At 44.4% G+C, this 26,391-nt stretch carries 23 protein-coding genes; 3 read left to right on the plus strand and 20 right to left on the minus strand.

Annotated elements, in window-relative coordinates:
* Window positions 1-13: 13 nt before the first annotated feature.
* The 3 genes from FD27_RS06125 to FD27_RS06135 all read right to left on the minus strand — a co-directional run bounded on the left by FD27_RS06125 (window position 14) and on the right by FD27_RS06135 (window position 3,161).
* Entirely contained in the window at window positions 14-1,294 is a 1,281-nt protein-coding gene (locus FD27_RS06125) for a dihydroorotase (RefSeq protein ID WP_057751093.1), read from the minus strand.
* Window positions 1,294-2,250: an aspartate carbamoyltransferase catalytic subunit gene (locus FD27_RS06130; protein WP_057751095.1), complete on the minus strand. Its 957-nt coding sequence runs from the start codon at window positions 2,248-2,250 to the stop codon at window positions 1,294-1,296. The genes FD27_RS06125 and FD27_RS06130 overlap by 1 nt, the downstream gene beginning before the upstream one ends.
* Window positions 2,251-2,447: 197 nt before the next feature.
* The gene (locus FD27_RS06135) at window positions 2,448-3,161 is read right to left on the minus strand and encodes a TMEM175 family protein (protein ID WP_235803018.1); all 714 of its coding nucleotides are present in this window, start codon (window positions 3,159-3,161) and stop codon (window positions 2,448-2,450) included.
* 65 nt (window positions 3,162-3,226) lie between these two features.
* On the opposite strand from FD27_RS06135, the gene FD27_RS06140 reads away from it, so the two are divergent.
* A complete protein-coding gene (locus tag FD27_RS06140) occupies window positions 3,227-5,035 on the plus strand; it encodes a heavy metal translocating P-type ATPase (RefSeq protein ID WP_057751100.1) in 1,809 nt (602 codons plus the stop codon).
* A 64-nt stretch (window positions 5,036-5,099) separates the two neighbouring features.
* On the opposite strand, the gene FD27_RS06145 is transcribed toward FD27_RS06140, so the two are convergent.
* A complete protein-coding gene (locus tag FD27_RS06145; RefSeq protein WP_057751103.1) occupies window positions 5,100-5,927 on the minus strand; it encodes an exodeoxyribonuclease III in 828 nt (275 codons plus the stop codon).
* A 315-nt stretch (window positions 5,928-6,242) separates the two neighbouring features.
* Here FD27_RS06145 and FD27_RS06150 point away from each other — a divergent pair, with 315 nt between their 5' ends.
* Entirely contained in the window at window positions 6,243-7,040 is a 798-nt protein-coding gene (locus tag FD27_RS06150; RefSeq protein WP_057751106.1) for a hypothetical protein, read from the plus strand.
* Window positions 7,041-7,093: 53 nt separating this feature from the next.
* Complete coding sequence (locus FD27_RS06155) at window positions 7,094-8,014, plus strand: prenyltransferase (protein WP_057751108.1); 921 nt, start codon at window positions 7,094-7,096, stop codon at window positions 8,012-8,014.
* Window positions 8,015-8,229: 215 nt separating this feature from the next.
* Here the strand turns inward: FD27_RS06155 and FD27_RS06160 are convergent, their stop codons facing one another.
* The 16 genes from FD27_RS06160 to plsX all read right to left on the minus strand — a co-directional run bounded on the left by FD27_RS06160 (window position 8,230) and on the right by plsX (window position 26,389).
* Window positions 8,230-9,135, minus strand: a complete 906-nt coding sequence (locus tag FD27_RS06160; protein WP_057751111.1) for an SPFH domain-containing protein — start codon at window positions 9,133-9,135, stop codon at window positions 8,230-8,232.
* A gap of 318 nt (window positions 9,136-9,453) precedes the next feature.
* Entirely contained in the window at window positions 9,454-9,819 is a 366-nt protein-coding gene (gene rplS / locus FD27_RS06165; protein WP_057751114.1) for a 50S ribosomal protein L19, read from the minus strand.
* A 115-nt stretch (window positions 9,820-9,934) separates the two neighbouring features.
* Window positions 9,935-11,371 carry an APC family permease gene (locus FD27_RS06170; protein ID WP_057751117.1) on the minus strand — a complete coding sequence of 479 codons (1,437 nt, stop codon included), beginning with the start codon at window positions 11,369-11,371 and terminating at the stop codon, window positions 9,935-9,937.
* A 12-nt stretch (window positions 11,372-11,383) separates the two neighbouring features.
* Window positions 11,384-12,142, minus strand: a complete 759-nt coding sequence (trmD, locus tag FD27_RS06175) for a tRNA (guanosine(37)-N1)-methyltransferase TrmD (protein ID WP_057751120.1) — start codon at window positions 12,140-12,142, stop codon at window positions 11,384-11,386.
* A complete protein-coding gene (rimM, locus tag FD27_RS06180) occupies window positions 12,142-12,648 on the minus strand; it encodes a ribosome maturation factor RimM (protein ID WP_057751124.1) in 507 nt (168 codons plus the stop codon). Before rimM ends, trmD begins: the two co-directional genes overlap by 1 nt.
* A gap of 53 nt (window positions 12,649-12,701) precedes the next feature.
* The gene (locus tag FD27_RS06185; protein ID WP_057751127.1) at window positions 12,702-12,962 is read right to left on the minus strand and encodes a KH domain-containing protein; all 261 of its coding nucleotides are present in this window, start codon (window positions 12,960-12,962) and stop codon (window positions 12,702-12,704) included.
* A gap of 12 nt (window positions 12,963-12,974) precedes the next feature.
* Window positions 12,975-13,250, minus strand: a complete 276-nt coding sequence (gene rpsP / locus FD27_RS06190; protein ID WP_057751130.1) for a 30S ribosomal protein S16 — start codon at window positions 13,248-13,250, stop codon at window positions 12,975-12,977.
* A gap of 83 nt (window positions 13,251-13,333) precedes the next feature.
* Window positions 13,334-16,426 (minus strand): mucin-binding protein, encoded by a 3,093-nt coding sequence (locus FD27_RS06195; protein ID WP_057751133.1) that lies wholly within the window; start codon window positions 16,424-16,426, stop codon window positions 13,334-13,336.
* 170 nt (window positions 16,427-16,596) lie between these two features.
* The gene (locus FD27_RS06200; protein WP_057751136.1) at window positions 16,597-17,121 is read right to left on the minus strand and encodes a YSIRK-type signal peptide-containing protein; all 525 of its coding nucleotides are present in this window, start codon (window positions 17,119-17,121) and stop codon (window positions 16,597-16,599) included.
* Between the two features lie 450 nt (window positions 17,122-17,571).
* The gene (ffh, locus tag FD27_RS06205) at window positions 17,572-19,017 is read right to left on the minus strand and encodes a signal recognition particle protein (protein ID WP_057751139.1); all 1,446 of its coding nucleotides are present in this window, start codon (window positions 19,015-19,017) and stop codon (window positions 17,572-17,574) included.
* Window positions 19,018-19,359: a putative DNA-binding protein gene (locus tag FD27_RS08815; RefSeq protein ID WP_057751142.1), complete on the minus strand. Its 342-nt coding sequence runs from the start codon at window positions 19,357-19,359 to the stop codon at window positions 19,018-19,020.
* Between the two features lie 12 nt (window positions 19,360-19,371).
* Window positions 19,372-20,688, minus strand: coding sequence for a signal recognition particle-docking protein FtsY (gene ftsY / locus FD27_RS06215; RefSeq protein ID WP_057751145.1), 1,317 nt, complete (start codon window positions 20,686-20,688; stop codon window positions 19,372-19,374).
* Between the two features lie 20 nt (window positions 20,689-20,708).
* Window positions 20,709-24,275, minus strand: coding sequence for a chromosome segregation protein SMC (gene smc, locus FD27_RS06220; protein ID WP_057751147.1), 3,567 nt, complete (start codon window positions 24,273-24,275; stop codon window positions 20,709-20,711).
* A gap of 17 nt (window positions 24,276-24,292) precedes the next feature.
* Entirely contained in the window at window positions 24,293-24,997 is a 705-nt protein-coding gene (rnc, locus tag FD27_RS06225; protein WP_057751152.1) for a ribonuclease III, read from the minus strand.
* Window positions 24,998-25,067: 70 nt separating this feature from the next.
* On the minus strand, window positions 25,068-25,322 hold the full coding sequence (gene acpP / locus FD27_RS06230; RefSeq protein WP_057751155.1) for an acyl carrier protein: 255 nt from the start codon (window positions 25,320-25,322) through the stop codon (window positions 25,068-25,070).
* 35 nt (window positions 25,323-25,357) lie between these two features.
* Entirely contained in the window at window positions 25,358-26,389 is a 1,032-nt protein-coding gene (gene plsX / locus FD27_RS06235; RefSeq protein WP_057751158.1) for a phosphate acyltransferase PlsX, read from the minus strand.
* Window positions 26,390-26,391: the final 2 nt, after the last annotated feature.

Genomic DNA, 26,391 nt, shown 5'->3' on the forward strand with positions numbered 1-26,391 from the left:
ACTTAGTTCCTCCCTATTTACGTTGGTAAGCGACTTGACCATCTACTAACGTTAAGTCAGTTGTTCCAAAAACCTTTCGACCGGTGAATGGATTATTAACACCTTTTGAAAGGTAAGAAGATTCAGTAATTGTTCGTTCGGTATTGAGGTCAAAAATGGCAATATCGGCCGGTTTGCCTGGTTCCAAATGACCGGCTTGGGATAAACCAAAGATATCGGCGGGCTTGGCAGTCATCCAATTGAGTAACTGCGCTAAAGTAAAGACCCCTGATTTAACAAAGTGGGTGTATAACGTTTCAAAGGCGGTCTCAGATCCCGTAATCCCATTGGCTGCACCGCGCATATCGTCCTTAGGCTTTTCTTCTTTTGAATGTGGTGCATGGTCCGTAGCAATGAAGTCGATTGTGCCATCCAGCAATCCTTTAATAACTGCTTGGCGATCATCCTCATGCCGCAATGGCGGATTCATCTTGTAATAAGAGTTGTTAGCTGAGATATCACGATCCGCCAATAATAAGTGGTGCGGCGATACTTCGCACGTAACATGGACGCCATGGGCCTTGGCCAACCGGACTAATTCGACACTTTCTTTCGTCGAAACATGACAGATATGGTAATGAACACCAGTTGCTTTGGCTAGTACCAAGTCACGAGCGACCTGAGCTGATTCAGAAACGCTCGGTGCTCCCGGTAAGCCTAATTCATCTGCCCGCTTGCCGGCGTTCATAATGCCGCCAAAGAGCAATGAATTATCTTCAACATGGGCCGCAATTGGTAAGTTGACTTGGGCCGCGCCCTTCATTGCCTGATACATTTCACCAGCGGTTTGAATTCCAGAACCATCGTCGGAGAAGGCAAAGGCCCCGGCATCCTTCATTGCTTGAAAATCAACCACCTGTTGACCTTGACGGTTCTTGGTGACTGATGCGTACTGGGCAATATGAACGACCCCATCTTCATGGTTATGTTTAATCATGGCCTGGATTTTATCAGGAGTATCCGGAACCGGGTCAACGTTGGGCATGGCGCCAACCGTCGTAAAGCCACCATGAGCAGCGGCCCGCGAACCAGTGGCGACCGTTTCTTTATAAGTTTGGCCAGGATCGCGGAAGTGAACGTGAACATCGACCAGACCGGGAGCTACTAATTTGCCGGTTGCATCAATCACCTGGTCAACACCATCTGTCGCCAGATTTTCACCAATCGCTTTAATTTTCGTATCAGCTACCAGAACATCTGCCTTAATCAATTGGCCATTCACAAAAGCAGTGCCACCCTTAATCAACCTTTGCATTAGTCTAAACCACCTAACTTACGACCACGGAGGACAGCTTCAAGCATGGCCATCCGCATGAAGACCCCATTTTGCATCTGCTTGTAGAACATGCATTTTGGTGCTTCAACTAAACTACCAGCCAATTCAACATCATGGTTAATTGGACCTGGGTGCATGATGATGGCATTCTTCTTCATCCGATTGTAACGTTCCTGGTTAATACCATACTTCTTGTGGTATGAAGCCGCAGAGAACTTTGCTTCGTTCGCATCCCCGGCATGACGTTCATGCTGAACCCGGAGGAGCATCAGAACATCCATTTCACCAACCAGGTCATCCAGTGGCATAAATTTACCATACTTGTCAAAAGCGTGATCGTACCAGTAATCAGGACCAGAGAAGAAAACGGAAGCGCCGAGTCGGTTCAGAATTTCCATGTTTGATCCGGCAACACGGGAATTAGTAATATCACCGATAATCCCTACCTTTAAGCCGTCAAAATGACCGAAGTGTTCATGAATAGTCATCATATCAAGCATTGATTGGGATGGGTGCTGACCTGACCCATCACCGGCATTAACGATGCCCATGTGGAGGTGGGAACCAGCTGCGGGGTGAATTAATTGTTCATAGTAAGCATTTTTGGAGTGGCGAATAACTGCTAAGTCAACCCCAAGGGCATCCATGACCAACATGGTATCGTACATCGTTTCACCCTTCTTAACTGAAGAGTGTTGGGGATCGAAGAAGATGTCGGTTAAGCCTAATCGTTTTTCCGCAACTTCAAATGAAGTGTGGGTCCGCGTTGAATTTTCAAAGAAGGCATTAGTAACATATACCGGCTTCGTTAGCGTTGGCACTTGACCGCCTTGCTTGTAATATTCTGCCCGTTGAATTAATGACAGCACTTGGTCTGATGATAAATCTTCAACAGTAACAAAGTGGGGTAACTTAACAAGTGGTAATTGAGCCATAAGATTAAACTTCCTTTAGATAAAATTTGTCCTAAAGAAAAACACCAGGTCAGTGGAGGCCTGGTGTTAACGAAGTTTTTAAAGTTAATTGTTCACTTTGAAAAAGTCGTCTTTCTAGCCTCACGGGACTAAATTAAAGGACATTGATTGACCATACTGTACTATCGCCAACCATAATTGTCAATCACTTTTTCAAATTAATTTTGGACACGCTGATCCACCGCAGTCTTTTCAGGGAAGAAGAAGTCCAAGATCGACATTAGCAGATAAGCCAATAAAATCCATCGTGGTAAGAACCACGCTAAAATTAGCAAAATCACGTTAATGATTAGCAATAAAAGGAGCCGTTGCCCCATTTTAACGGCAAACATATGGGGACTACCATCAATTTCCGTAAACAACTGTTCCCACGCGAAAACTGAAATAACGGTTTTCATTAAATTAGCGGCCAAGTAAGCAACACCGTAATCTAAAACGGCTAACCGACTGGGTTCGACCATCATCCACTTTGTCAACACAGGTAGCAAACCTAGTACCGCTAAGAAAATAAAATCACAAATAATCAGTTGCTTACTCGTTTGCTTCAGCATTAATAAAATCCGGTTCAATTCATACCAAAAATTGGCCACAACAAAGAAACTAACACCAAAAATAAAAATGGCTTTCAAAAAGTCATGGTAAGAAACGGCTGCCTGGCTCGGCAACGGAATTTCGAGCACCATAATGGTAATGATGATGGCAATAATACCATCATTCAGACTATCAAGATGGGCTTTGAGGGCCAGCGGCTCATGGGCTTGTAAACGGGCCAACCGTCGCTGCACCTGTTCTTTCGTTGATGGTTGAAGTTTTGAATTCACTTTATTCTGCATATTATCACCATCAATAATTGTACACTTTTCGCCCGCCAAAAGACAAAAACAATCCGCCATACAGTATAATTAAAGTAAGAGAGTTGGAGTTGGGGGGATTGGCAATGCAAAAACTATCTAATAAGCAAAAGTTAAGCATCATTATTGTTGTGGCTTTAATTGCAGTGTTTCTCCAGTATGGATTACACTTTCCGCTATTCGCCCAGGGTCTAGTCACAATTGTCGGGGCCATTGTGGCCCTGTCCATGCTCGTGGGTATGGTGAAGTCCATTAAACAAGGTGATTACGGGGTCGACCTGCTAGCTATTATGGCGGTTGTCGCTACTCTGGCGGTTAGCGAATATTGGGCGGCAATGGTAATTCTGGTAATGTTAACCGGTGGTGATGCCTTAGAAGATTACGCCGCCCGCAAGGCTAATAGTGAATTAAAGTCCTTACTGGATAATTCACCACAGAAAGCGCATCTAATTACTGCTGATGGTATTAAGGAAGTCAGTGTTAACGACCTCAAAATTGGCGACCACGTATTAGTTAAGCCCGGGGAATTAGTCCCAGTTGATGGTCAAATTATTGAAGGCTCAACGACGGTCGATGAATCATCACTAACTGGTGAATCCAAACCAGTCAGCAAGGAAATTAATGATGAAGTCATGTCTGGTTCGGTTAATGGTGACCAATCTTTCACGATGCAAACAATCAAATTGGCGGCCGATAGTCAGTACCAGCAAGTGGTTAAGTTAGTTCAAACGGCAGAAACCACCCCGGCCCACTTCGTTCGGTTAGCCGACCGGTATGCCGTACCATTTACGGCGATTGCCATTATCATTGCCGCTGCGGCATGGTGGTGGGCTGGCGATCCCGCTCGGTTTGCGGAAGTCCTAGTAGTGGCATCCCCATGCCCACTGATCCTGGCTGCTCCCGTCGCTATGGTCTCGGGAATGAGCCGGGCATCACGGAATGGGATTGTGGTCAAAACCGGGAGCGTCCTCGAAAAATTGGCCGCAGCTAAAACCGGAGCATTTGATAAAACCGGCACCATTACCAATGGTCAGCTAACCGTAGATGAAGTATTACCGGTCAATGGTGAAGCGGATGACCACCTGCTCCAGTTAGCAGCGAGTGCCGAGCAGAATTCGTCTCATATCTTGGCCCGTTCACTCTTAGCTTATGCGGAAGAACGCTCCATTCAACTATTACCAGTTGGTAAGCTAATTGAAACAACCGGTAAAGGGATTCAGGTCGCGGTCGATGGTCAGGAAGTCAAAGCTGGTAAGTTAAAGTTTGTGGCTCCTGACAGTCAACAACCTTTATTAGCAACTACCGCAATCTACATTAGCATCGATGGTCAATACCGCGGCGCAATCGCCTTTAGGGACCATATTCGCCCCGAAGCAGTATCAACCATGCAACAATTAAGAGAAATGGGTGTCCACCACCTGATGATGCTGACTGGTGATCAAGCAGCGATTGCCAATAATGTGGCACAAGAAGTTGGGATTACTGACGTCCGCACCAACCTCTTACCACAAGATAAGATTAATGCATTAAAAAACGTGCCATTAGACCAACACCCCGTCTTTATGGTTGGGGATGGGGTTAATGATGCCCCATCATTTGTCACCGCCGATGTCGGCATTGCCATGGGAGCTCATGGTGCAACCGCGGCGAGTGAATCAGCTTCCGTTGTGATTCTGCGGGACGACTTAAGTAAGGTCGCTACCGCGGTTGACATTTCACAAGATACCATCAAAGTAGCTAAACAAGCTGTTTTGATCGGTATTGCCATCTGTACCCTTTTAATGCTTGTCGCCTCAACGGGGATCATCCCGGCCTTTGTCGGTGCCATGCTGCAAGAAGTGATTGATACCGTATCGATCCTCTGGGCATTACGGGCACGGCGGATGGACAGGTAATAATATTAAAAATGCAAAAGTAAACCGCGAGTTCTTTGTTTCAAGAGCCCGCGGTTTAATCGTTTTAAAGGTTAATATCCAATTCAATTGGAGTGTGGTCGCGCCGTTTACCTGAGTCGATCATCTTGGAATCCTGGATTTTATCCGCTAAACGGTCACTGACAAGCCAGTAGTCAATTCTCCAGCCAGAATTGTTTTGCTTACTAGTGATGACTCGTTGCGCCCACCATGAGTAAGCTCCGGCCTTATCTGGATTCAGGTGACGGAAGCTATCGGTAAAACCGGCACCAAGCAATTTAGTAAAGTGTTCCCGTTCTTCATCGGTATAGCCAGCAGAATGGTGATTATTTTCCGGATGGGCCAAGTCAATCGGTTCATGGGCAACATTAAAGTCACCACTAGCCATGACTGGCTTTTGCTGATCCAACTTGTGGAGGTATTCACGGTAACAATCGTCCCAAACTTGTCGATCAGCTAACCGTTTCAATCCATTACCAGAATTAGGCGTATAAACTTCCGTGATAAAGAAGTCCGGAAATTCAAGGGTAATGATGCGGCCCTCATCATCCATCGTCTCGGGAGCCCCAATTTGCGGATAGGTTACTGTCGGTGTGTACTTATTCAGATAAAGGTACATTGTACCGGCATACCCCTTCCGTGCTGGTTCAACTGAACTACGCCAAGCCACGTTATACTCCGGGAATAGTTCTTGGAGAACCGCTTGGTGTTTTTTAGTCGGTCCATTTTTGGAAAGCTTGGTTTCCTGAATAGCAATTACATCTGGATGCTCACCTGCAATTTTATGCAGGACATCACGCGTTTCACCGGCGCGGGTTGACGTTCCCGTCAAGGCAGCATTAATTGAATCGATATTCCATGAAATGAGTTTCATTTTGATTCCTCCACTGGTTAGAATACATCACTTATTTATTATTTCACGACCCATAACAGATTTAAACTATTTGACCGTGATTATTTACGGCTTGGGCCCGCTTAACTGCATTGATAATTATTCGACTGATAAATATTTAAACTAGCTAAAGTAGTGATTCTATTATATGATACAAGTATCCGGGGAGAAAATGAGTGGTAAGCGTTAATCACCCTATTAATAATCATAAAAATAACAAACAAAAAGTCCTCTTAATTGCGACGACAATGTCCAAATACTGAAGACATAAAAAGCTGAACTATTAGGAGAATGATTATGAAAAAGCTATGTTTTATGTTCATTTGTTTTCTGACCGTCATTTTGGCTGGTTGTGGAAACAAGGTTTCTTCCGGAAAATCTGACATTTACAAGGTGGATGTTACCAAGACAACCGTCAATGCTGCCGATCACTGGATTGTGTCCGGAACGACCAGTGCCCCTGACGGCGCGAAGATCGTTGCTCAGGGTCCGGCCAAGCTGAACGCCGCAAGTAAGATCAATGATTACGCATGGGCCAAGGTTAAGAATGGTAAGTTCAAGGCGGAAATTAGTCCACGCTTGGTACTCGATGTCGCTAAATCACATAAGGTTAAGGTCTACCTGTTTGCGATCACCAATTACAAGAAAGAAGTGGCCGACAGTGTTCCACAAAAATACTTGACCGCGTACAAATCAAAATTTGACTTGCACACTTTCAAGTTAAGCAAAGCCCAATATCGTTTCGTCAATAGTATGAGTATGAGTGCGGAAGCACAAGATATTGTCGGTGACAACCCAAAGATCAGCAAAATGGGGAACAACTTTGCGAAAGCAGATATGCTCCAAAAGCTGTTAGACAGCATCGTGCCGCAAACACAAACATTAAAAGACGTTAAGTGTGATATTGACTCTAAGACAGGGAAAGTTAATAGTGTAACCTTCATCTTGGATGATCAAATTCAAAATGTTGGCCAAGACCAGATCGACTTAATGAAGAACAATGTCAATAACGATATGGATTCCATCTGCCAACAATTAGAGATTTCACCAAAACCAACGATTATTTTTAAATCTGAGTCTGGACAGACATATTAGTTCACACTGTCACCGTTAACATTTTGGTAAAGTAAGCAACAAAGGAGATTAATATGGATTTACCTAATTATCGACAACGATTAGTTGCTTTATTACAAGCACAAACTTTTGTAATTTCACTATTACCATTTTTAATTGGATTAACTTTTGCGATTTTTTACTATCGGCAGGTTAATTGGGGCGATTCCCTGCTCCTTTTAATTGCGGTGGTCGCATTTCACTTTGCAGTCAACGGCCATAATCAATATACAGATTATCGACGCTTCGAAAAAGATACTCGAGTTACCCATAGTCAGAACAATATCATTGCTAGATACCATATTGACTTAAAATGGGCGCGTTTAGTGATCGGCTCACTGACCGGTTTAGCCACTATCATCGGTATTTATCTGACAATTAAAACCGGTTGGATCCTCCTATTGATTGGTTGCCTGAGTTTCATCATCGGTTACTCTTATTCTGGTGGGCACCACCCTATTTTAAAGACCCCGCTTGGTGAACCAGCTTCTGGTATCACCATGGGTTATAATATCACGCTTTTGGGGATCTACATTAATATCTATAATGCTCCCCATTTTGATCCATGGTTCTGGCTCAAGGGATTATTGGTTGCTTTACCAGCAATTTTAGTTATTTCAAACGTTATGTTGGCAAATAATACCTGCGACCGAGACGAAGATGTGGTGATCGGCAAGCGGACACTGGTCTACTACATTGGTCGTAATGCTGCTTTGAAACTGCTGCTAGCTTGTTATGCTGGTGCATACATTGCAATTATTGTTGCCGTGCTGGCTAAATACCTCCCCTTCTGGACATTAGGTAGTTTACTAACTATTCCAATCGTCTGGCAGCGGAGCATGATTTTTGTGCATGATCCCCAAAAGGCCACCACCTTTTTCAACGTGATTATTAACCTTCAATTAATTTTAGTCAGCGAAATTATGTTAATCGTTATCGGTATTATTTGGCGCTAATCAGCAGCAAATTAACTAGAAAAACTTAAGCACCACCTAGTTATTAGCCAAAGAGCTAATGATTAGGTGGTGCTTTTTTGCTGGTTTGAAGACATATGTCTATACTGGCTACCCATATCAGGGCAATTAAAGGTATGCTCCGGACGAATACCGTGAGCATGCCTTCCAGGTTAGTTATTCAGTTTGATGTTGTTTTAGGCTCAAGGAGGTAACAGTTAATTATCTTCCTTGGCACTCGCTTCGTGATTACTCCCATTGAATACCTGTTTCTTCAACATTTCATTGGCAACGGGCAAGTTACCGAGATTAGTAAGGTTATCCTTATCCATCACAATCAGATTATTAGGTCCAGCTGCCAATTGGTTGAAACTATTCAAGCTTTGGTTCTTAAAGTAGCTATCATTAGCATTATTCAAGGCTTCCTGAATGGTATCGATCCGGTATTTTTCGGCATCGGCTGCTAATTTCTTTGCTTTAGCATTTGCTTCTGCAGTTGCAACGGTTGCTTCGTTTTGGGCCTTGTTTTCAAGCTTAATACTTTCTGAAGTCCCCTGTGCCTTCGCAATTGCTGCTGTCTTTTCCCGATCAGCAGTTAATTGCTTATCCATAGCTTCTTGAATTTCCTTGCTTGGAATAATTTCATCAATATTGACACGGGCAATTTTAATTCCGTAAATTGCCGTTAACCCATCGACCGCGTCAAAAAGCATGGAGTTAATTTTTTCAGTCGATCCTAAGGCTTCGTCCAAAGTCATGGTACCAATAATATTACGTAAATGTCCACGAACGAGTTGGACCATGGAAGTTTCTGAATCCGTATTGTTGTAGAAGAATTTATAACTGTTTTCGACTGAGTAATTCAAAGTCAAACTAACCCTAATATTGGAGTTGTCTTTAGTAATAATTGAATACTTTTCAATGGCCACTGGCTGCAAGGCCATTGAAACTTTGCGGATCTTCTGAACAATTGGGATTGTTAAAACTAACCCGGATTGAACTGTCCGTTTGTATTTACCAAAGGTTTCTATTAATCCCTCATAGTTTTGAGGAACAATATGAATACCTCGAAAAATAACAAATAATACGATCAGAATAATGATTATATTGAACATAATACCCATCCTTTAGATTCTCCTTATCAGTGGATTAATCGCGTATTAACTACTTTTGTACAAGCTAAGCTCAGCAATTACTTGCATTAGTAATTAACACTTTTAGTATTTTATCATACATTATTTGTTATCAGTTGAAAACAAACAAAGTTGTCTTAATATTTTTGTTTTTTTACCTAGTTTGGACATCAATATTAGATTAACCATTATTCGACAATTGAAATTATCTTAAAGTACCATCAATAGTTCAGAATTCACGATTAAAAGTATTATTTGATTTTTAAAACAAAAAAGAACCCTTGTATATCAAGGGTTCCAGCGTTTAGATTACTTTTCGCTGTCGCGACGCTTTTCAGCGATACGGGTAGCTTTACCAGTACGAGCACGTAAGTAGTAAAGCTTAGCACGACGAACACGACCATGACGGATAACGTCGATCTTTGCAACACGTGGTGAGTGCACTGGGAATGTCCGTTCAACACCAACACCGTTACTGATCTTACGAACAGTGTAAGTAGCACTGATGCCAGAGCCGTGACGTTTGATAACTAATCCCTCGAACATCTGAATACGTTCGCGAGAACCTTCAACAATTCGAGCGTGAACCCGAACAGTATCACCGGCACGGAATTCTGGAATGTCATCCCGTAATTGACTTGCAGTAATCTTTTCGATTAACTTGTTTTGACGCATAAGTATTTTCTTTCCTTTCGCCGACATTCATGTCCACCTTGGGCAGCGGAATACCGTTAATCACGGCTAAATAGCCATAAACTACTATACTAGCTTTTGCCAATCCTTTCAAGTCCTATTTTGCTTGATGTTCCTGATTAATAATCGAATGGCGAATGCCATAAGCGAAGTAGACAATTAAGCCAATCAAGAACCAGATGGCCATCATAATTTTGGCATCACGGTTTAATCCCCAGAAAATGACCAACGAGAACAGGGCCGAGACGGCTGGCAACACCGGATACCATGGCATTTTAAATTGGGCATCTGGTAAATCCTGACCTTCCCGTGGCCGTAGTGCATAAATTCCTAGAGAAACAAAGATGAACGCCACTAAAGTTCCCGCAGAGACTAACGTTGCTAGAAAAGTGAATGGGAAGACCGACCCCAGGATCATTGCCAGAAAAGTAATTAACCATAACGCACGATTAGGCACATGTTTATGATCAATGTGTCCGAGTGTCCGGGGCAACAAGCCATCACGGCCAAATGCATAAATTAATCGCGATGAGGCCAATAAGATAGCAATTAGGGCGGAGAAAATCCCGACAATAGCAACGATGGAAAGCAGGTTAGCAGTAATATAGTGGCCAGAATGCCGCAATGCCCAGGCTGCTGGTTCAGCGTTATTTGCATAACGGTTGTATTTAAACATCCCCACCAGCACAAGTGAAACGGCAATGAAAAAGCCAGTACCAAGCACCAGCGTCCCGATCAACCCGCGCGGCATCGTTTTCTGTGGGTTGACTGTTTCAGCAGTATTGGCGGCAATTGCATCAAATCCTACATAAGCAATAAAGATTTGGGCGGTCCCAGCAATGATCCCCTGCCAACCACCAAATGTGGTTCCAGGTACATGGGGTGGGATAAACGGGGTGTAGTTTTGGGGATGGATTGCAGTTGCACCCACCACAATGAACATCAAAATAACTAATAGTTTGACGGAAACAATTGTATTTTCAATCCGGCTGACCTGGTGAAGTCCCCGCGATATTAGACAACCAACGATTAAGATAGCAACAGCTGCCAGGATATCAACGTAAGACCCTTTATGGGGATTGAAGCCCCCCGTCAGGGCCTTGGGAAGGTAAATACCAAAGCTGCCCAGGAAACCCCGCATATATGCCGACCATCCCGAAGCCACAAAGGCAACCGAGATAAAGTATTCCGCTAACAAGGCCCAGCCAGCTATCCAGCCGAGGAATTCCCCAAAGAGAACGTTAATCCACGAGAAGGCTGAACCTGCGAATGGTAACACGGATGATGTTTCGGCATATGCTAGAGCAGATAGTCCGGCGCCAATTGCTGCCACTATGAAAGCCAAGGGTACTGCCGGACCAGTATGTTCAGCCGCAACGATTCCCGGTAAGGTAAAGATGGCGGTACCGACAACCATTCCCGTTCCTAAGCCGACCAAGTCGAGGGTATGGAGGCTGGGAGTTAATTTAGCGTCCTTATCAGAATAAACTGTCGGATCCTGCTTCCAGAATAGTCGTTGAATTAGTTTTTTCATTCAACTCCCCCCCTATTCTGGTGCATTCGGATCTTGTTCCAGTTTCAGATCCTGTAGCATAATTTCTTGTTCCCTACTAAGCTTAGCCGTCTTTAATAGGTCTGGCCGGCGCTCTAAGGTGCGGCGTAATGATTCTTTCATTCGCCATTCACGAATTTTTTGGTGGTTGCCTGATGTTAAAACTTCTGGAACCTTCATCCCGCGAAAATCAGCTGGGCGGGTGTACTGGGGATACTCAAGCAAACCGTTGCTGAATGAGTCCCCCATTGGTGACGACATATTGCCCAGGACACCAGGAACAAAGCGGACAGTTGCATCAATCATAACCATCGCCGCTAGTTCACCACCCGTGAGGACATAATCGCCCAGTGAAGCCTCATCAGTGACAAGGTGGCGAATTCGTTCATCATAGCCTTCGTAGTGACCACAAATGAAAGTTAAGTGGTCTTCCTGTGATAATTCTTGCGCATAATCTTGATCAAAACGACGGCCTGCTGGGTCCATGAGAATCACCCGGCCACGCGAATATTGGTCTTTAGTCTGCTCATGAACAGCTGCCATTGCGTCAAAAATTGGTTGGGCCTGCAGGAGCATCCCTGCGCCCCCACCAAACGGGGCATCATCAACATGATTATGCTTATCAGTCGTATAATCACGGAAATCAGTGACATGAATATCTAAGAAGCCATTATCCTGAGCCTTGCCCACAATTGATTCGCCCATCGTGGCCTTAAACATATCAGGAAAAAGGCTTAAAACATCAATTCGCATTATTCAAGGCCCTCCATTAATTCAACTTTGACAACATGATTGTCAAGATCCACTTGCTTGATTACTTGGTCAATTTTCGGCAACAATAGGTCTGATTTGCCGGGACGTTGAACCACCCAAACATCATTAGCCCCCGGTGACAGAATTTCTTTGATGGTCCCGAGGTGCTCACCACCCAAGGTTTCAACATCAAGACCAATAATTTGGTGATAATAGTAGGCACCGTTTTCTAACGGCTCCTGGTCCTCCTCAGATACCATCAGCTCATGGTCACGAAAAGCTTGCACATCATTGATATTGTCATAGCCAGTAAACTTGACGAGCATTGACCCCTTATGCGGACGAGCAGATTCAACGGTTAACGCTAGTGGGTTCCCCTTGCCGGCCAGGTATAAAGTTGCGCCTTTAGCAAAGCGTTGGTCAACGAAGTCTGTTGTGGCAATAACGCGCACTTCACCACGAATGCCATGCGTATTAACAATTTTTCCAACGTTATAGAATTCCATTTTTCCTCCTGAAAAGACAAAAACTCCCACAGATAAGTGTGGGAGTTTTTTATTTAATGACGATGATCATTAATCAGTAACCGGACCTTTTTTGAATTGGAACGCCGTGGACGTGCCCCTTCTACTACCGTTCGAAGTGCAGAAGCAACATGTCCTTGTCGTCCAATCAGACGACCGACATCACTAGGATGCACATCGACTACATAGCGATCAAACCGATCATCAGTGGTCTGATGGATCGTTAAATCATCGGGATGCTTTAACAACGGGGTTACTAAACTACGAACCAACGCTTCAATATTTGTCTCAGTCATGATTGATTATCACTACTTCTTAGCGTACTTTGCTTCGTGGTACTTCTTCATAACGCCAGCCTTTTGGAGCATGTTACGAACAGTGTCTGAAGGTTGAGCACCCTTTTGAAGCCAATCCATAACGGCGTCTTCGTCAAACTTAATTTGCTTTGGAGTAGTTAATGGGTTGTAAGTACCTAAAGAAGTGATGAAACGACCATCACGTGGTGAACGTGAGTCAGCAACAACGATCCGGTAGAATGGACGCTTCTTTGAACCCATACGCTTTAAACGAATTTTAACGGACATACTTTGCACCTCCCTGATTTCTGTTAACAGGTAATAATATACCAGTCTTTAAAAAGAATGTAAAGTATTTTTTCTTGACAGGCTTAATTATTTTTTCTGTGGCCAAGGCCAAAACCTAATAACGACAAGAATGAAGCCAATCCAAGGGCAAGAACCCCTTCTGAACTTATTGAACCTGTTTGTGGTAACAAATGTTCAGATGACATCGTCGTTGGCTTCGTCGACGTTGTCGGCTGCGTCGGTGTGGTTGGCTCCGTTGGCGTCGTCGGTTGTGTTGGCACAGTTGGCTGCGTTGGCACGGTTGGCTGCGTTGGTTGCGTTGGCTCTGTCGGTTGCGTCGGTGTGGTTGGCTCCGTTGGCGTCGTCGGTTGCGTTGGTACAGTTGGCTGCGTCGGCGTTGTCGGTTGCGTTGGCGCTGTCGGTTGCGTTGGTACAGTTGGTTGCGTTGGCGTTGTCGGCTGCGTCGGTGTGGTTGGTTCTGTTGGCACGGTCGGCTGCGTTGGCGTCGTTGGCTGCGTTGGTGTCGTTGGTTGGGTCGGTGTTGTCGGCTCCGTTGGCGTCGTCGGTTGCGTCGGTGTGGTTGGCTCCGTTGGCGTCGTTGGCTGCGTTGGTACAGTTGGCTGCGTTGGCGTTGTTGGTTGCGTTGGCGTCGTCGGTTGCGTTGGCGCTGTCGGTTGCGTCGGTGTGGTTGGCTCCGTTGGCACGGTTGGCTCCGTTGGCACGGTTGGCTCCGTTGGCGTTGTCGGCTGCGTCGGTGTGGTTGGTTCCGTCGGCGCTGTTGGCTGCGTTGGCTGTACATTTTTAATATATGGAACGACGATTTCGATAATACCGTCATTTGGCAAACCGTCAATCTGTAATTGGTCAAAGGTTATGGAGCCAATTTCTGTAGCGCCTGTAACTGCGTAGGTGACTTCTCTACCACCGAGCTTTTCAGTAATCTTAGTAGGATCAATTGTGTACTTGTTGATCCTTGGGTTGGCAACTGCTTTGAGAATGCCGGAAATTCTCCAAGCCGAATAGATTTTATGTCCATTGACCTTATCAGTAGTAACAACCCGACTGAATGTTACCTTATCGGAAGTATATGGATCATGGATAGAGTTACCTATCTTTTCATCAATATAGCTGATTGTTTCGGAAATACTCTTATTTTCGACTGATTGTGTTGTACCGTGAATAAAGTTCAAAGTAAATTCAGGGGTGATAGTGGCACTGTAGTTACCATATCCCTTATTTTGCATAAAGTCTTGGTAATTGCCATCCTGATAATATCTAGAACCATCATACTCAGTACCAGCCTCTGTCCGGTTGCCTTGGGAAACTCCAATTAATTGATAGCCTTCTTGCTGTAGTTTTTGAATAGCACTTTCAACAGTACCATAAGTAAACGTGATCGGCTCACTAGTGGAGTGACCAACATTTGCAGAAATTCCATTTGGAGTCTGGGCATCATTATCAAGGTCCTTTTCCACCTTGTTACTCTCTTGATTAACGGCAGCAAAATGAACTTTAGCATGGTAATTCTCTTGTGCTGGTTTTGCGTTCTTAATGTATGGAACGACCACTTCGATAATACCGCCATTTGGCAACCTAGCGATCTGCGACTGATCAAAGGTTATTGAGCCAATTCCTTCGGCACCCGTAGCTGCATAGGTAACTTCATTACCATCAAGCTTTTCGGTAATTTTAGCAGGATCAATTGTGTATTCATTGATTTTGGGGTTAGCAACGGCTTTAAGACTACCAGAAATTGACCACTCTGTTGTTGAAATAACAGCATTTGTGACAGCATCTCGAGTAATTGTTCTAGAGAAAGTAACTGTGGATGAATTGTATTGTGGATACAATTCTTTGTTGGTGCCCTCTTGAATATACTTAATATTTTCTGAGATCGTTTTCTGCTCGGTGGCCTGTTTGGTACCATGAACGAAATTTAAAGTAAATGAATGAACGAATGCATACTTATCATTATGGTGTTCATTGTAATCAGGATTACCATAGGTTCCGTATTTATCACCATCATATTGATGAGATGATGAAGCATCATACAAGTCAGATGAAATATATTTGCCACTGGTCTTAGTCCCGTGTGAGGCGCCGACAAAAATATAGCCAGCTTTACTTAGGTTTTTAATCTCGTCCTGAGCATCCTTAAAGGTAATCTTCGTGTCACTCTCAGCATTGTTTTCACCATCACCATTTAACGGGCTCACACCATGCCCACTATCTAAGGAAACAATCTGATTTTTGTTAGTGACATCCGCAAAGTGCAAAGTAGCAACATAGTTAATATCATGAGTAAATCCGTTTCCACCATTTAGGAAAACAGGAGAAACTGAACTGGCCTTTTTAGTACCGATACCATTAAAGTCTCCTGAAACAGGATTATAAATGATTGCAGGCCCTTGACCTGGCTGCGTCCACGCTGCTGGCATATTAGCGTCAAGAAGTGTGTCCATTTGAATGAAGAATGTACTGTGGGGTGCAGCTACCGTCTTATCACTATTATCACCCACATTATGAGCAAAATCGTGAGTTTGACCTGCGGGATCAGTCGTAACATGAACATGCGCCATGTCCTTTTCATCAAAGTGAATCCCGTTTACCAACGGTGGTTCAGTTCCATTTTTCTTGGATGTGTTTAACTCACTTTGATATTCTGTCCAGCTTAGGTCCTTCGTACTGGAGTTATTCTTAGTGGTAGTGGTAACTGTCAAATGGTCTTTAAGAAATTGCTCAAATGCCGTATCTTCATAAATCCATTGGCCATTTTCATACTTAGCAATATCTTTATAAGTATCATTAATATCCTTCCGGCTACCATCCCTATTCACGGCATCCGGTTGATAAACTCTGAAAACCTTGATAGTGTCAGGTATCAAGGTCTGACCCGCACTGAATTTAGCAGTAAAGTTAGCTGTTTGCAGTGGAGCAAGGATTGTTGAACTAGTATTGCCTGCTCTGCCATAGTTCCATTCGACCATGTATTGCATGGCGAGCCGATTGGCACCAGCTTTAGTGGCAGCAGTTCCTTCAAGAATGTCATGTAAATTATCATCATTCTTATTAACTGATTTAGTATCCTTACTTGCCCAACCATGGGCGATTTCAGCTCGGTCAACCTTATCAGTATACGGAATAATAATTGGCTTAAATGTTTTCGTATTAACCATGGTATTACCACGCTTGATGGTGATGGTTAGTGGAACCTGAGTATTGGTCGTGACATTATTTCCATATTGCAGAGTAAAGCCTAGTGTAAAATCAGCTGAGGTATCCCTAGTGGAGGTAGGCGTAACGGTAAATGTTCCGTCACCATTATTTTTGCTGTTAAAAGCGGTTCCTAATGTTCGAACATCATCCTTTTCCCATCCATAAACTTGCCAGAAGGATCAGAAATGACAATGGTGATAGGTTGCTCCGCATTAAGCAGGTCATTATGATAGGTAACCTTTACTAGTACGGTATTATTTTTTGCCATCACCTTCTGCCCATCTGCATTTGTGTTAGCGGAATCCGGCAATGTTGCCTGCACGTTAGCAGATTCAGCTTGATCAACGTTCTGTTGGGCTGCAACTACTCCGTATTGTTGTGGTGAATAGGCTTGGGTATTGGAATTATTATGGTTAGCGTTAACGTTAATTGTTTGCGTCTGTACCGATTGAGAAGGAACAGTCGGTGCTTCCTTAACAGGAACAGGACTATTTTGATCTATCTGCGTATCAGCAAGAATTCGCCCCTGACTAACCCCCAAATAGACAGTGGTTGATAATAATACTGAAGCGACACCAACACTAAGTTTACGCAAACCGTAATGTAATTTTCTATCCTCCTTTAGCAATGATTGACGATTATTTTTTGATAACATATTTATCACTCCATTTTCAGAACAAAGCTGGATAATTTTTAAATGGTTTATTATCCAATGCTATTCAGAGACAATTGTAAGCCTTTGTTATATTAATAACAAGATTATGGGGATTTGATTAATCAATTGATAAAGGACGTTAGTATCAAATTAATCCGTAAGTAAACCCCACTTTAGGCCACTTAGTTGACGTCATTAACTAACTCTGTTCATTTTCATTTCATTAATCTATTTATTAAGAAAGTTTCATTTATTTTGCAATAATGGTAAATATAAAAGACTGATTAGTCAGAATCTAACAGTGATTTTAAATAAAGCACTGATAAAAGTAGACTAGTCAGTCTTTGTTGTGTATTTAATTGTTAATCAGGTTTCAGAACCAACGCTATCCTTGCTGGCTGTAAATTATCGTATAAATTTTATCCGCGGAAAGTTTTTTAACCAAACACTTTACTTCTTTTTCCGCAGCTTCCGTAGTTTCTTGATCCGCTTCTGCTTATCCTTCTTCATCTTCCGGGCCATCCGGTTCATTGCCATCTGTCCCATCCGACCACCAGGCATTTGACCACCGAATAGGTTCTGCATTCCACTCATGTTACCATTTGTAACCTGCTTCATCATCTTCCGCATTTGGTTGAACTGCTTGATCATCCGATTAACCTCAACAATTGGCCGACCAGCACCGGCAGCTAACCGCCGACGACGAGACGGATTCATCAAATCTGGATTTTCCCGTTCTTCTGGTGTCATTGACAGGATAATTGCCCGGATATGGTCCATTTGCTTAGGATCAATATTCAAGTTCTTCAGTGCCGGGTTATTAGCCATCCCTGGCATCATTTTAATAATGTTTTCCAGCGGACCCATCTTGGTAACCTGGTCCATCTGGGCGAGAAAGTCATTAAAATCAAAGGTATTTTCCCGCATCTTATCCATGGTGGCTTGGGCTTGTTCCTCATCGAAGTCCTTTTGGGCCTTTTCGATCAGGGTCATCATGTCGCCCATTCCCAAGATCCGGGAAGCCATCCGGTCAGGGTGGAAGACGTCTAAGTCAGACATCTTTTCCCCTTCACCGACAAACTTAATTGGCTTACCGGTGACTGCCCGAATTGACATAGCGGCACCACCACGGGTATCACCATCCAGCTTAGTCAGAACAACTCCGGTGATATCAAGTTTATCGTCAAACCCTTGGGCCGTATTTACCGCATTTTGACCGGTCATAGAATCAATGACCAGCAGGATTTCATCTGGATGAACCAACTGCTTGATGTTGGCCAATTCATCCATTAATTGTTCGTCAATTTGCAGACGACCAGCAGTATCGATAATGACGTAATCATTATGGTTCTGCTTAGCAACTTCCATCCCCTGCCGAACAATTTCCACAGGATCTTCGTCAGTCCCCTTTTCAAAGACCGGTACGTCAATCTGGTCAGCAACTTGTTGCAACTGGGTGATGGCAGCGGGCCGGTAGACATCGGCCGCAATGAACATTGGACGCGCTTTTTCTTCGTCTTTTAGGCGCAGGGCTAATTTTCCGGCTGTCGTCGTTTTACCGGCCCCTTGAAGACCAACCATCATAATAACAGTCGGAATATGGGCAGCTTTGTTCAACGGTACCGCTTCTTCACCCATCAAAGCCGTCAATTCATCATTAACGATCTTCACAATTTGCTGAGCGGGGTTTAAGCCCTTCAGTACCTCTGCCCCGGCAGCCTTTTCACGGACCTTCTTAACAAAGTCCTTAACGACCGTAAAGTTTACATCGGCTTCGAGCAAGGCCAGACGGATCTCCCGCATAGTTTCGCGGAGATCCGCTTCGGTAACCTTGGGCTTCCGCCGCAGTTTTTCCATCGCCTTTTGCAGACGATCGGTTAATCCTTCAAATGCCATTTATTCTTCCTCCAAGCTCTCCAAATGACCCACTAATTCATTCAGCTGGGCATCATTTGGATAGTGTTTTTTGACGTATTGTTGAATCTCGTCAGCTTGCCGATTACGAGCTCGAAATTCTGCATCTAAGTGTAACTTGGCCTCGTAATCTTCGAGAATTTTTTCAGTTCGTTTAATATTGTCGTACACGGCCTGACGACTAACATGAAAGTTTTCCGCAATTTCACCTAAGGAATAGTCATCAGCATAATACAACTCAAGATATTGATTTTGTTTAGCGGTCAGTAATGGTTGGTAAAACTCAAATAGCGAGTTGATTCGCTCGTTTTTTTCGATTTCCATCCGGTTCACCACCTAATCAACATCGACTAACCCATGGAACAAGCCATAAACAAATTCACTTGCATTGAACTTCTGCAGGTCAGTAACCTTTTCACCCAGGCCAACATACTTAACTGGCAGGTGAAGTTCGTTGCGGATAGCAAGAACAATCCCCCCACGGGCCGTTCCATCAAGCTTGGTGAGGACAATTCCCGTCACATCCGTACTTTCTTTGAACATTTTCGCCTGGTTCAGTGCATTCTGTCCAGTAGTGGCATCCAGTACTAACAGCACTTCATGCGGAGCATCCGGAATTTCACGGGTCAAAATCCGCTTCATCTTGGCCAATTCCTTCATCAGGTTAACCTTGTTCTGCAGACGACCAGCTGTGTCAACAAATAGAATATCATAATGCTGGTTCTTAGCCTTTTGGACAGCATCAAAAACAACCGCTGCCGGATCACCATTTTCTGGTCCGGTCACAATATCAACACCATCACGTTTAGCCCAAACATCGAGCTGCTCAGTTGCTCCAGCACGGAAAGTATCGGCCGCCGCCAATAAAACTTTCTTGCCCTGATGCTTAAAGAGGGCCGCCATCTTACCAATGGTGGTTGTCTTACCAGCACCATTGACACCAACAAACATGATCACGGTTGGCCCTTCCTTAGCGAAGTTCAGGTTAGGGTTCTCACCTTCACCAGCTTGTTCGTACAGATCAACCATTTTTTCAATAATGACGTTAGAAACTTCCTGCTTACTCTTGGCGTTTTGTAGCTTAACTTCTTCTCGTAATTCGTCTGAAAGTTTCATCGCCATGTCAAAGCCAACATCAGATTCAATCAACATATCTTCCAGGTCATCGAAGAAGTCCTCGTCAACGTGCCGGAAGTTGGCCAAGAAACGGTTCAACCGAGCGCCAAAACCCGTTCGTGACTTCTCCAGACCGCGGTCATACTTATTTTCGCTCTCATCAGTTGAATTTTCTTCTTCATTAGCAGTTGTGGTAGTTTCTTCAACTGGTGCTTCATGATCATCTGGTGAAGTCGACAGTGATGATTCTACTTGACTGGTTGATGACACAGATTCTTCAACACTGGCAGCAACAGATGCGGAGGTTGACACGGAAGTCGAAAGTGACTGCGACGTTTCCTCACTAGCGGTACTAGTTACCGCTTCGCTCATCATAGTGGAATGACTGGTTGATTCAGTCGTGGAGGTTTGACTAGCACTACCAGCCTCAGAAACTGAGTTCATTAATGACGTGCTATTGCTAGTCGATTCGCTACTAGTTTGTGAACTTTCTTCTGGTGCTTTGCGATGACGACGAAAAATATCAAATAATCCCATTGATTACGCCTTCTTTCATGTTAATCTTGGTCTTCATTTTCCAAAGCATCAACCACATCGACGGAGACCATCCGGGAAACTCCGGACTCCTGCATAGTGACACCATACAGAACGTTGGCATTCATCATGGTTCCCTTCCGGTGAGTGATCACGATAAATTGTGGGCCATCCGTCCCAAAGTGGCTGAGGTAATTAGCAAACCGCTGGACATTGACCTCATCCAGGGCTGCTTCTGGTTCATCTAGGATAGCAAACGGTACTGGGCGCACCTTCAGGATGGCAAAAAGAAGGGTAATCGCCGTCAGTGCCTTTTCACCACCAGAGAGGAGACTCATCCGCTGGTTCTTTTTACCAGGCGGCTGGGCCATAATGTCCACCCCAGAGGTTAAAAAATCGTCTGGATCGGTGAGGACTAACTTTGCCTGCCCACCAGCAAAGATCTGCTGAAACGTTTCGTTGAAAGCCTTCGAAACCTTCTTGAAAGTCGTTGAGAAGCGGTCCTTCACCTGGTCATCCATCTCGTTCATGGTGGTCCGTAATTGTTCCCGTGAGGCCAACAAGTCGTTTTGCTGACCAGTCAAGAAGTCATAACGTTCCTTCACCCGTTTGTATTCCTCGATCGCACCAGTATTAACTTCACCAAGGTCGGCCAGGCCCCGCTTGAGTAATTTGAGCTTGATCTTTAATTGATCATCCGGCAGATCAGATAACTTCTGACGAGCTTCATCGATGGTCATGGAATACTGCTCACTCAAATGGTTGAGTTGGTTGTCCATCTTGGCTTCACACTTGACCTTTTGCGAATTGACGTCGTTTACGTCATTTAAGGTAGCCCGTTGCAACCCTACTAAGCGGTCATGGTGGTCTTCGGCAGCGGTTAACTTAGCTGTCAGCTTGGCCAGTTCAGAACCATTTTCATGTAAAGCTTTCTTAGCAGACTGAAGTTGTTCCTCTGTTGTTGCCAAAACGGTTGCCGCCGACTGGTTATCAGCCTGGTGGTTATTCAAGGCCGTCTTGAGTTGAGCTAATTGTTCTTGCAGATGATCAACATTAACTGCCAAATCACCATCTTGATGGTGTAATTCTTGGGAGTGCTGCTGAAGTTGTTGCAACCGTTCCTTAGCCACCGCTAGCCATTCTTGCATCTGATGTAACTGCTCATTTTGGGCTGATGCGTTCGTTTGCAATTCCTGAATCTGTTGCTCCATGTGAGCAATTTGATCCTTGCTCTGGTCAAATTCAGCTTGTGCATTATCAGCTTGTTTAACCAGGGACTGGACCTGCTCCTCATAATCAGCGTGTTGCGATTGTTGTTGAGCAGCTTGTTCTTCGACAGCCTTCAATTGTCGTTCGAGGGTTTGCACCTGACTGGTTGCAATCTGCAACTTACTTTGAATAGCATGCATATCAGCCTGTTGAGCAGTATATTTTCTCTGCAGTTGCTGGTTAACCTGATCATTGGCTGACTGAGCGCGATGTAATTTAGCGACCTCTTGTTCTAACTGAGAAGCAGTCGTCTGTTGTTCCTTCAACGTGGCTTCCAATTGGTCAGCTAACTGCTTTTGGGACAGCAAGCCCATTCTCTGGTGACGGTTAGCCCCACCAGTCATGGAGCCAGAAGCGTTAATCAACTGACCGTCAAGGGTAACTACCCGGACATAATGATGACCAGCTCGCGCAATAGCCGTCGCATTGTCCAGGTTATCGGCAACCACCGTATTGCCAAGCAGGTGTTCAACGATAATCTGGTAACGCGGAGCAAACTTAATCAGGTCTGCCGCCCGGCCAAGATAACCGACCATTGTCGATAGTTGCTGAAAGACATTACTAGAACGCCGTTGGCTGAGCGAATCTAACGGTAGAATTGTAACCCGTCCAGCACGATGACGAACAAGGGCGTGGATAATATCTTTACCAGTAGTCTGAGTGTCGACAACCAATTGTTGCAGTTGGCTCCCCAGCACAGTTTCAATCGCCGTCGTATAACGTTTAGGCACCGTCAAAAGTTCATTAACGGCCCCTGCCAATCCTGGAAACCGGGACCGGTTTTTAAGAACAAACTGAACGCCCTGGTAATAACCCGCGTAGGCATCTTGCATTGATTGATAGTTCTTAATTCGCGATTGAGTCGAATGGACATCCCCCAACGCTTGATACCACTTTCGCTGAGCATCACTGTATTGTTGTTGTAACTGGCTGCGCCGCTGGTTGCTTTCTGTCAGTTGCGTCCCCAGTTGCTTGGCAGCCTTTTCCGCCTGGTCAGCCTTGGCTTGCGCCGCTTGTGCATTATCACGGGCTGCTTTCAGGCGGGCCGTCAACTGCTTACTTTCATCTGCACTTTGCTGTTGACTGTGAAGAGCTTGCTCATGGTTCGTCTTAAGGAAGTTTTGCTGGTTCTGCAGGTTAGTAATCGTCTGCATTAATTCCACTTGGTGGGACCGCTTTTGTTTCAACTGATCAGTTAATTGCGCAATTCGCTCCTCACCCGTCATTTGCTGAGCAGCCGTCAGTTCTTTTTCATGGTCAGCAATGGCGGCCTTTTGTTTATTAACCGCCTGCTTAGCATCGGCAAGTTGGCGCTGGAGTTGGTCCCGTCGCTCTTGGAGGGCTGCTAATTGGTCAGTCAACCGCTGTTGCTCCGCCTCCTGCTGTTCTTTACGAACGGATGCCACGGACTGCTGGTTTTTTAGCTTAGCAATGGTTTCCGTGTGTTCTAGAATATTGGACTGCAACTGGTCCTTTGTTCCCTGAAGCAGTTGTTGGCGTTGCTTGAACTTAAGAAGTTCCTGGTTAGACACTGTGACTTCGCGATTATACTTTTCTTCCAACTGCTTCTTATCAGCTAATTGCTTGGTTAGTTTGGTCAGCTGGTCATGGTGTTGATCGTACGACCGAACAGTTTGGGTCCGATCTAGCAAGTCGAATTGGCCCTTTTGTTCCAGGTAATCCTCCGCCAGGGCACTTTCGTCGGCTAATGGTTCCATCTGGGACTTTAATTCACTGACAATATCGCTAACCCGGTGAAGATTATCCATGGTCGTCGCTAACTTTTTCTCAGCGGCATCCTTGTTTTTTTTGTATTTAGCCACTCCGGCAACCGTTTCAATAATGGCTCGCCGATCAAGTGGTTTTCCGTTAAAGATGGATTCAATCCGACCCTGAGAAATAATTGAGAATGATTCCCGACCAAGACCAGAATCAATAAATAGGTCCACAATGTCTTTCAAGCGGACCGGCTGATCATTGACAAGGTACTCACTATCACCATTCCGGTACAGCTTTCTGGTGATCGTTAATTCGGTATAATCACTAGCCAGATAGTGGTCACTATTATCAAAAGTAATCGAAACTAACGCCCGGTTCAGTGGTGCCCGCGAGCTTGAACCAGAGAAAATCACGTCTGCCATCTTATCACCACGTAATTGGTGGGCTGATTGTTCACCCATTACCCAGCGAATTGCTTCGATGATGTTACTCTTACCAGACCCGTTAGGACCCACAATGCCGGTCATCCCTGGTTTGAATTTAATTGTTGTCTTTTGGGCAAAAGACTTAAAACCATCAATTGTTAAAGATAATAATTGCATTCGTTAACCACTCGTTATTAGTTTTGTTGGGCCCGTAATTTATGAAGAGCTTGAACCGCAGCTTGCATTTCAGCATGCTTCTTCGAAGAGCCAACCCCTTCACCGATTACTTTGTCATTAGCGGAAACATTAACTTTGAAAACTGGTTCATTTTCCGTACCAGATTCAGAAAGCAGGTGGTATTCAATCTTGACATCACCATTGCGTTGCAAGAATTCTTGCAAACTAGTCTTCGCATCAACCGCATGGTCAAACCAACCCATGTCCAACTTGGGGAAAATGACCCGCCGAACAAACTTTTCCACTGCTGGACGACCTTGATCTAAATACAATGCGCCCACAAAAGATTCAAAAATATCACAGAGGAGACCAGGACGCTGACGAGCCCCTGCCAATTCTTCACCGTGGCCTAAACGAATGTACTGGTCAAAATGACATTCCTTAGCGAACTTCGAGAAACTGTCTTCGCACACCATCGCCGCACGCAGCCGGGTTAATTTCCCTTGGGGCAGCTCTGGATAACGTTTATAAATATACTCTGAAACGATTAATTCCAACACGGCATCGCCAAGAAATTCGATTCGCTCATAGAACTTAAGGCCCTGATTAGGGTGTTCATTAACATAAGAAGCCTGGGTAAATGCTTCCGCCAGTAAATCTGGATTGTCAAAATGAATATCAAATTCCTTGGCCAGGTAGTCTTGTAACTCCTTAATTGTCATTACTCCCTTTCTAGATAAATACAAAAAGCCGCGATAAAGTATAGCCTTCATCGCGGACATTAATCAATAATTAATCAGCGGTATGTTCGGCAATGTAGTCGACAACTTCACCAATCGTACTGAGCTTTTCAGCATCTTCATCATCAATTTCTTCACCAAACGTGTCCTCCAATTCAAGGACAAATTCAACGAAATCAATGGAATCAGCGTCTAAATCAGTTTTTAAGTTCAATTCATCGGTAATTTTTGCACGGTCAACATCAAAGTGATCGGCAACGATCTCGGAAACCTTATTAAAGATTTCTTTTTTCTTATCATCAGCCATCGTTGTTTACCTCTCTTTACTATTTCGCTACTATTTTAGGCGTTTTTTGTTGGCTTGTCTACCTTAGCTTCTGGATCAAAGAATTCAACCGTCTTTTCGATGACGCCGGTCTTCAACATCGTCCGAATTTGGCTAATCGTACTTTTGACCGCAACAGAATCTGAGGCACCATGAGTTTTCACAACTGGCGCTTTCAAGCCAAGTAGAACAGCACCACCATAAGTAGAAGTGTTCATCTTCTGACCAATGCGGTGAAAAACAGGATGCAGTAACAGGTAACCTAATTTAGCACGCAACCCACCATGCAGGATCCCATCTTTAAGGACACTCATGATCATCTTGGCGGTTCCTTCAGTAGCTTTCAAAGCTGCATTGGCAGTCCAACCATCACTAACAATAATATCAGCTTTGCCAAACAAAAGATCGCCAGATTCAACATTACCAATAAAGTTAAGGTCATCTAAGGCGTTTAATTGCTGCCAAACTGCCTTATGGAACTTATCACCCTTATCTTCTTCCGCACCATTATTTAACAGCGCAATCCGGGGATTAGCAACCCCCAAAACCTGTTCCGCATAGAACTTACCAAGATAAGCATATTGGACAAGGTTCTTTTCCTTCGATTCGGCATTCGCCCCACTATCCAAATAGACGAAGTTATGCCGCTTAGCACCTGGTTTAGTGATCGGCAAGATACTGGTGAGGCCGGGACGGTCAATCCCTTTGATCCGGCCCACGATGAATAAACCAGCTGCCAAAATAGCTCCCGTATTGCCCGCAGATAAAAAGGCATCCGCTTTTCCTTCCTTAACGGCACGAGCAGCACGTACAATTGAAGAATCCTTCTTATGACGAATGGCACGGACTGGTTCTTCGCCCATACTAATTTCTTCTGTCGTCTTGATCATCCGAATCCGGTCCGAATTATTAATCAAAGGTTCAACTTTGCTAGGATCCCCATATAAATCAAACTCTAAATCTGGATAAAGATCACGTGCAGCTTCAACACCCTCCACAACTGCTTGTGGGGCGTTGTCACCACCCATTGCATCAACAGCAATTTTCATTA

Source organism: Limosilactobacillus frumenti DSM 13145 (assembly GCF_001436045.1).
GTDB lineage: Bacteria > Bacillota > Bacilli > Lactobacillales > Lactobacillaceae > Limosilactobacillus > Limosilactobacillus frumenti.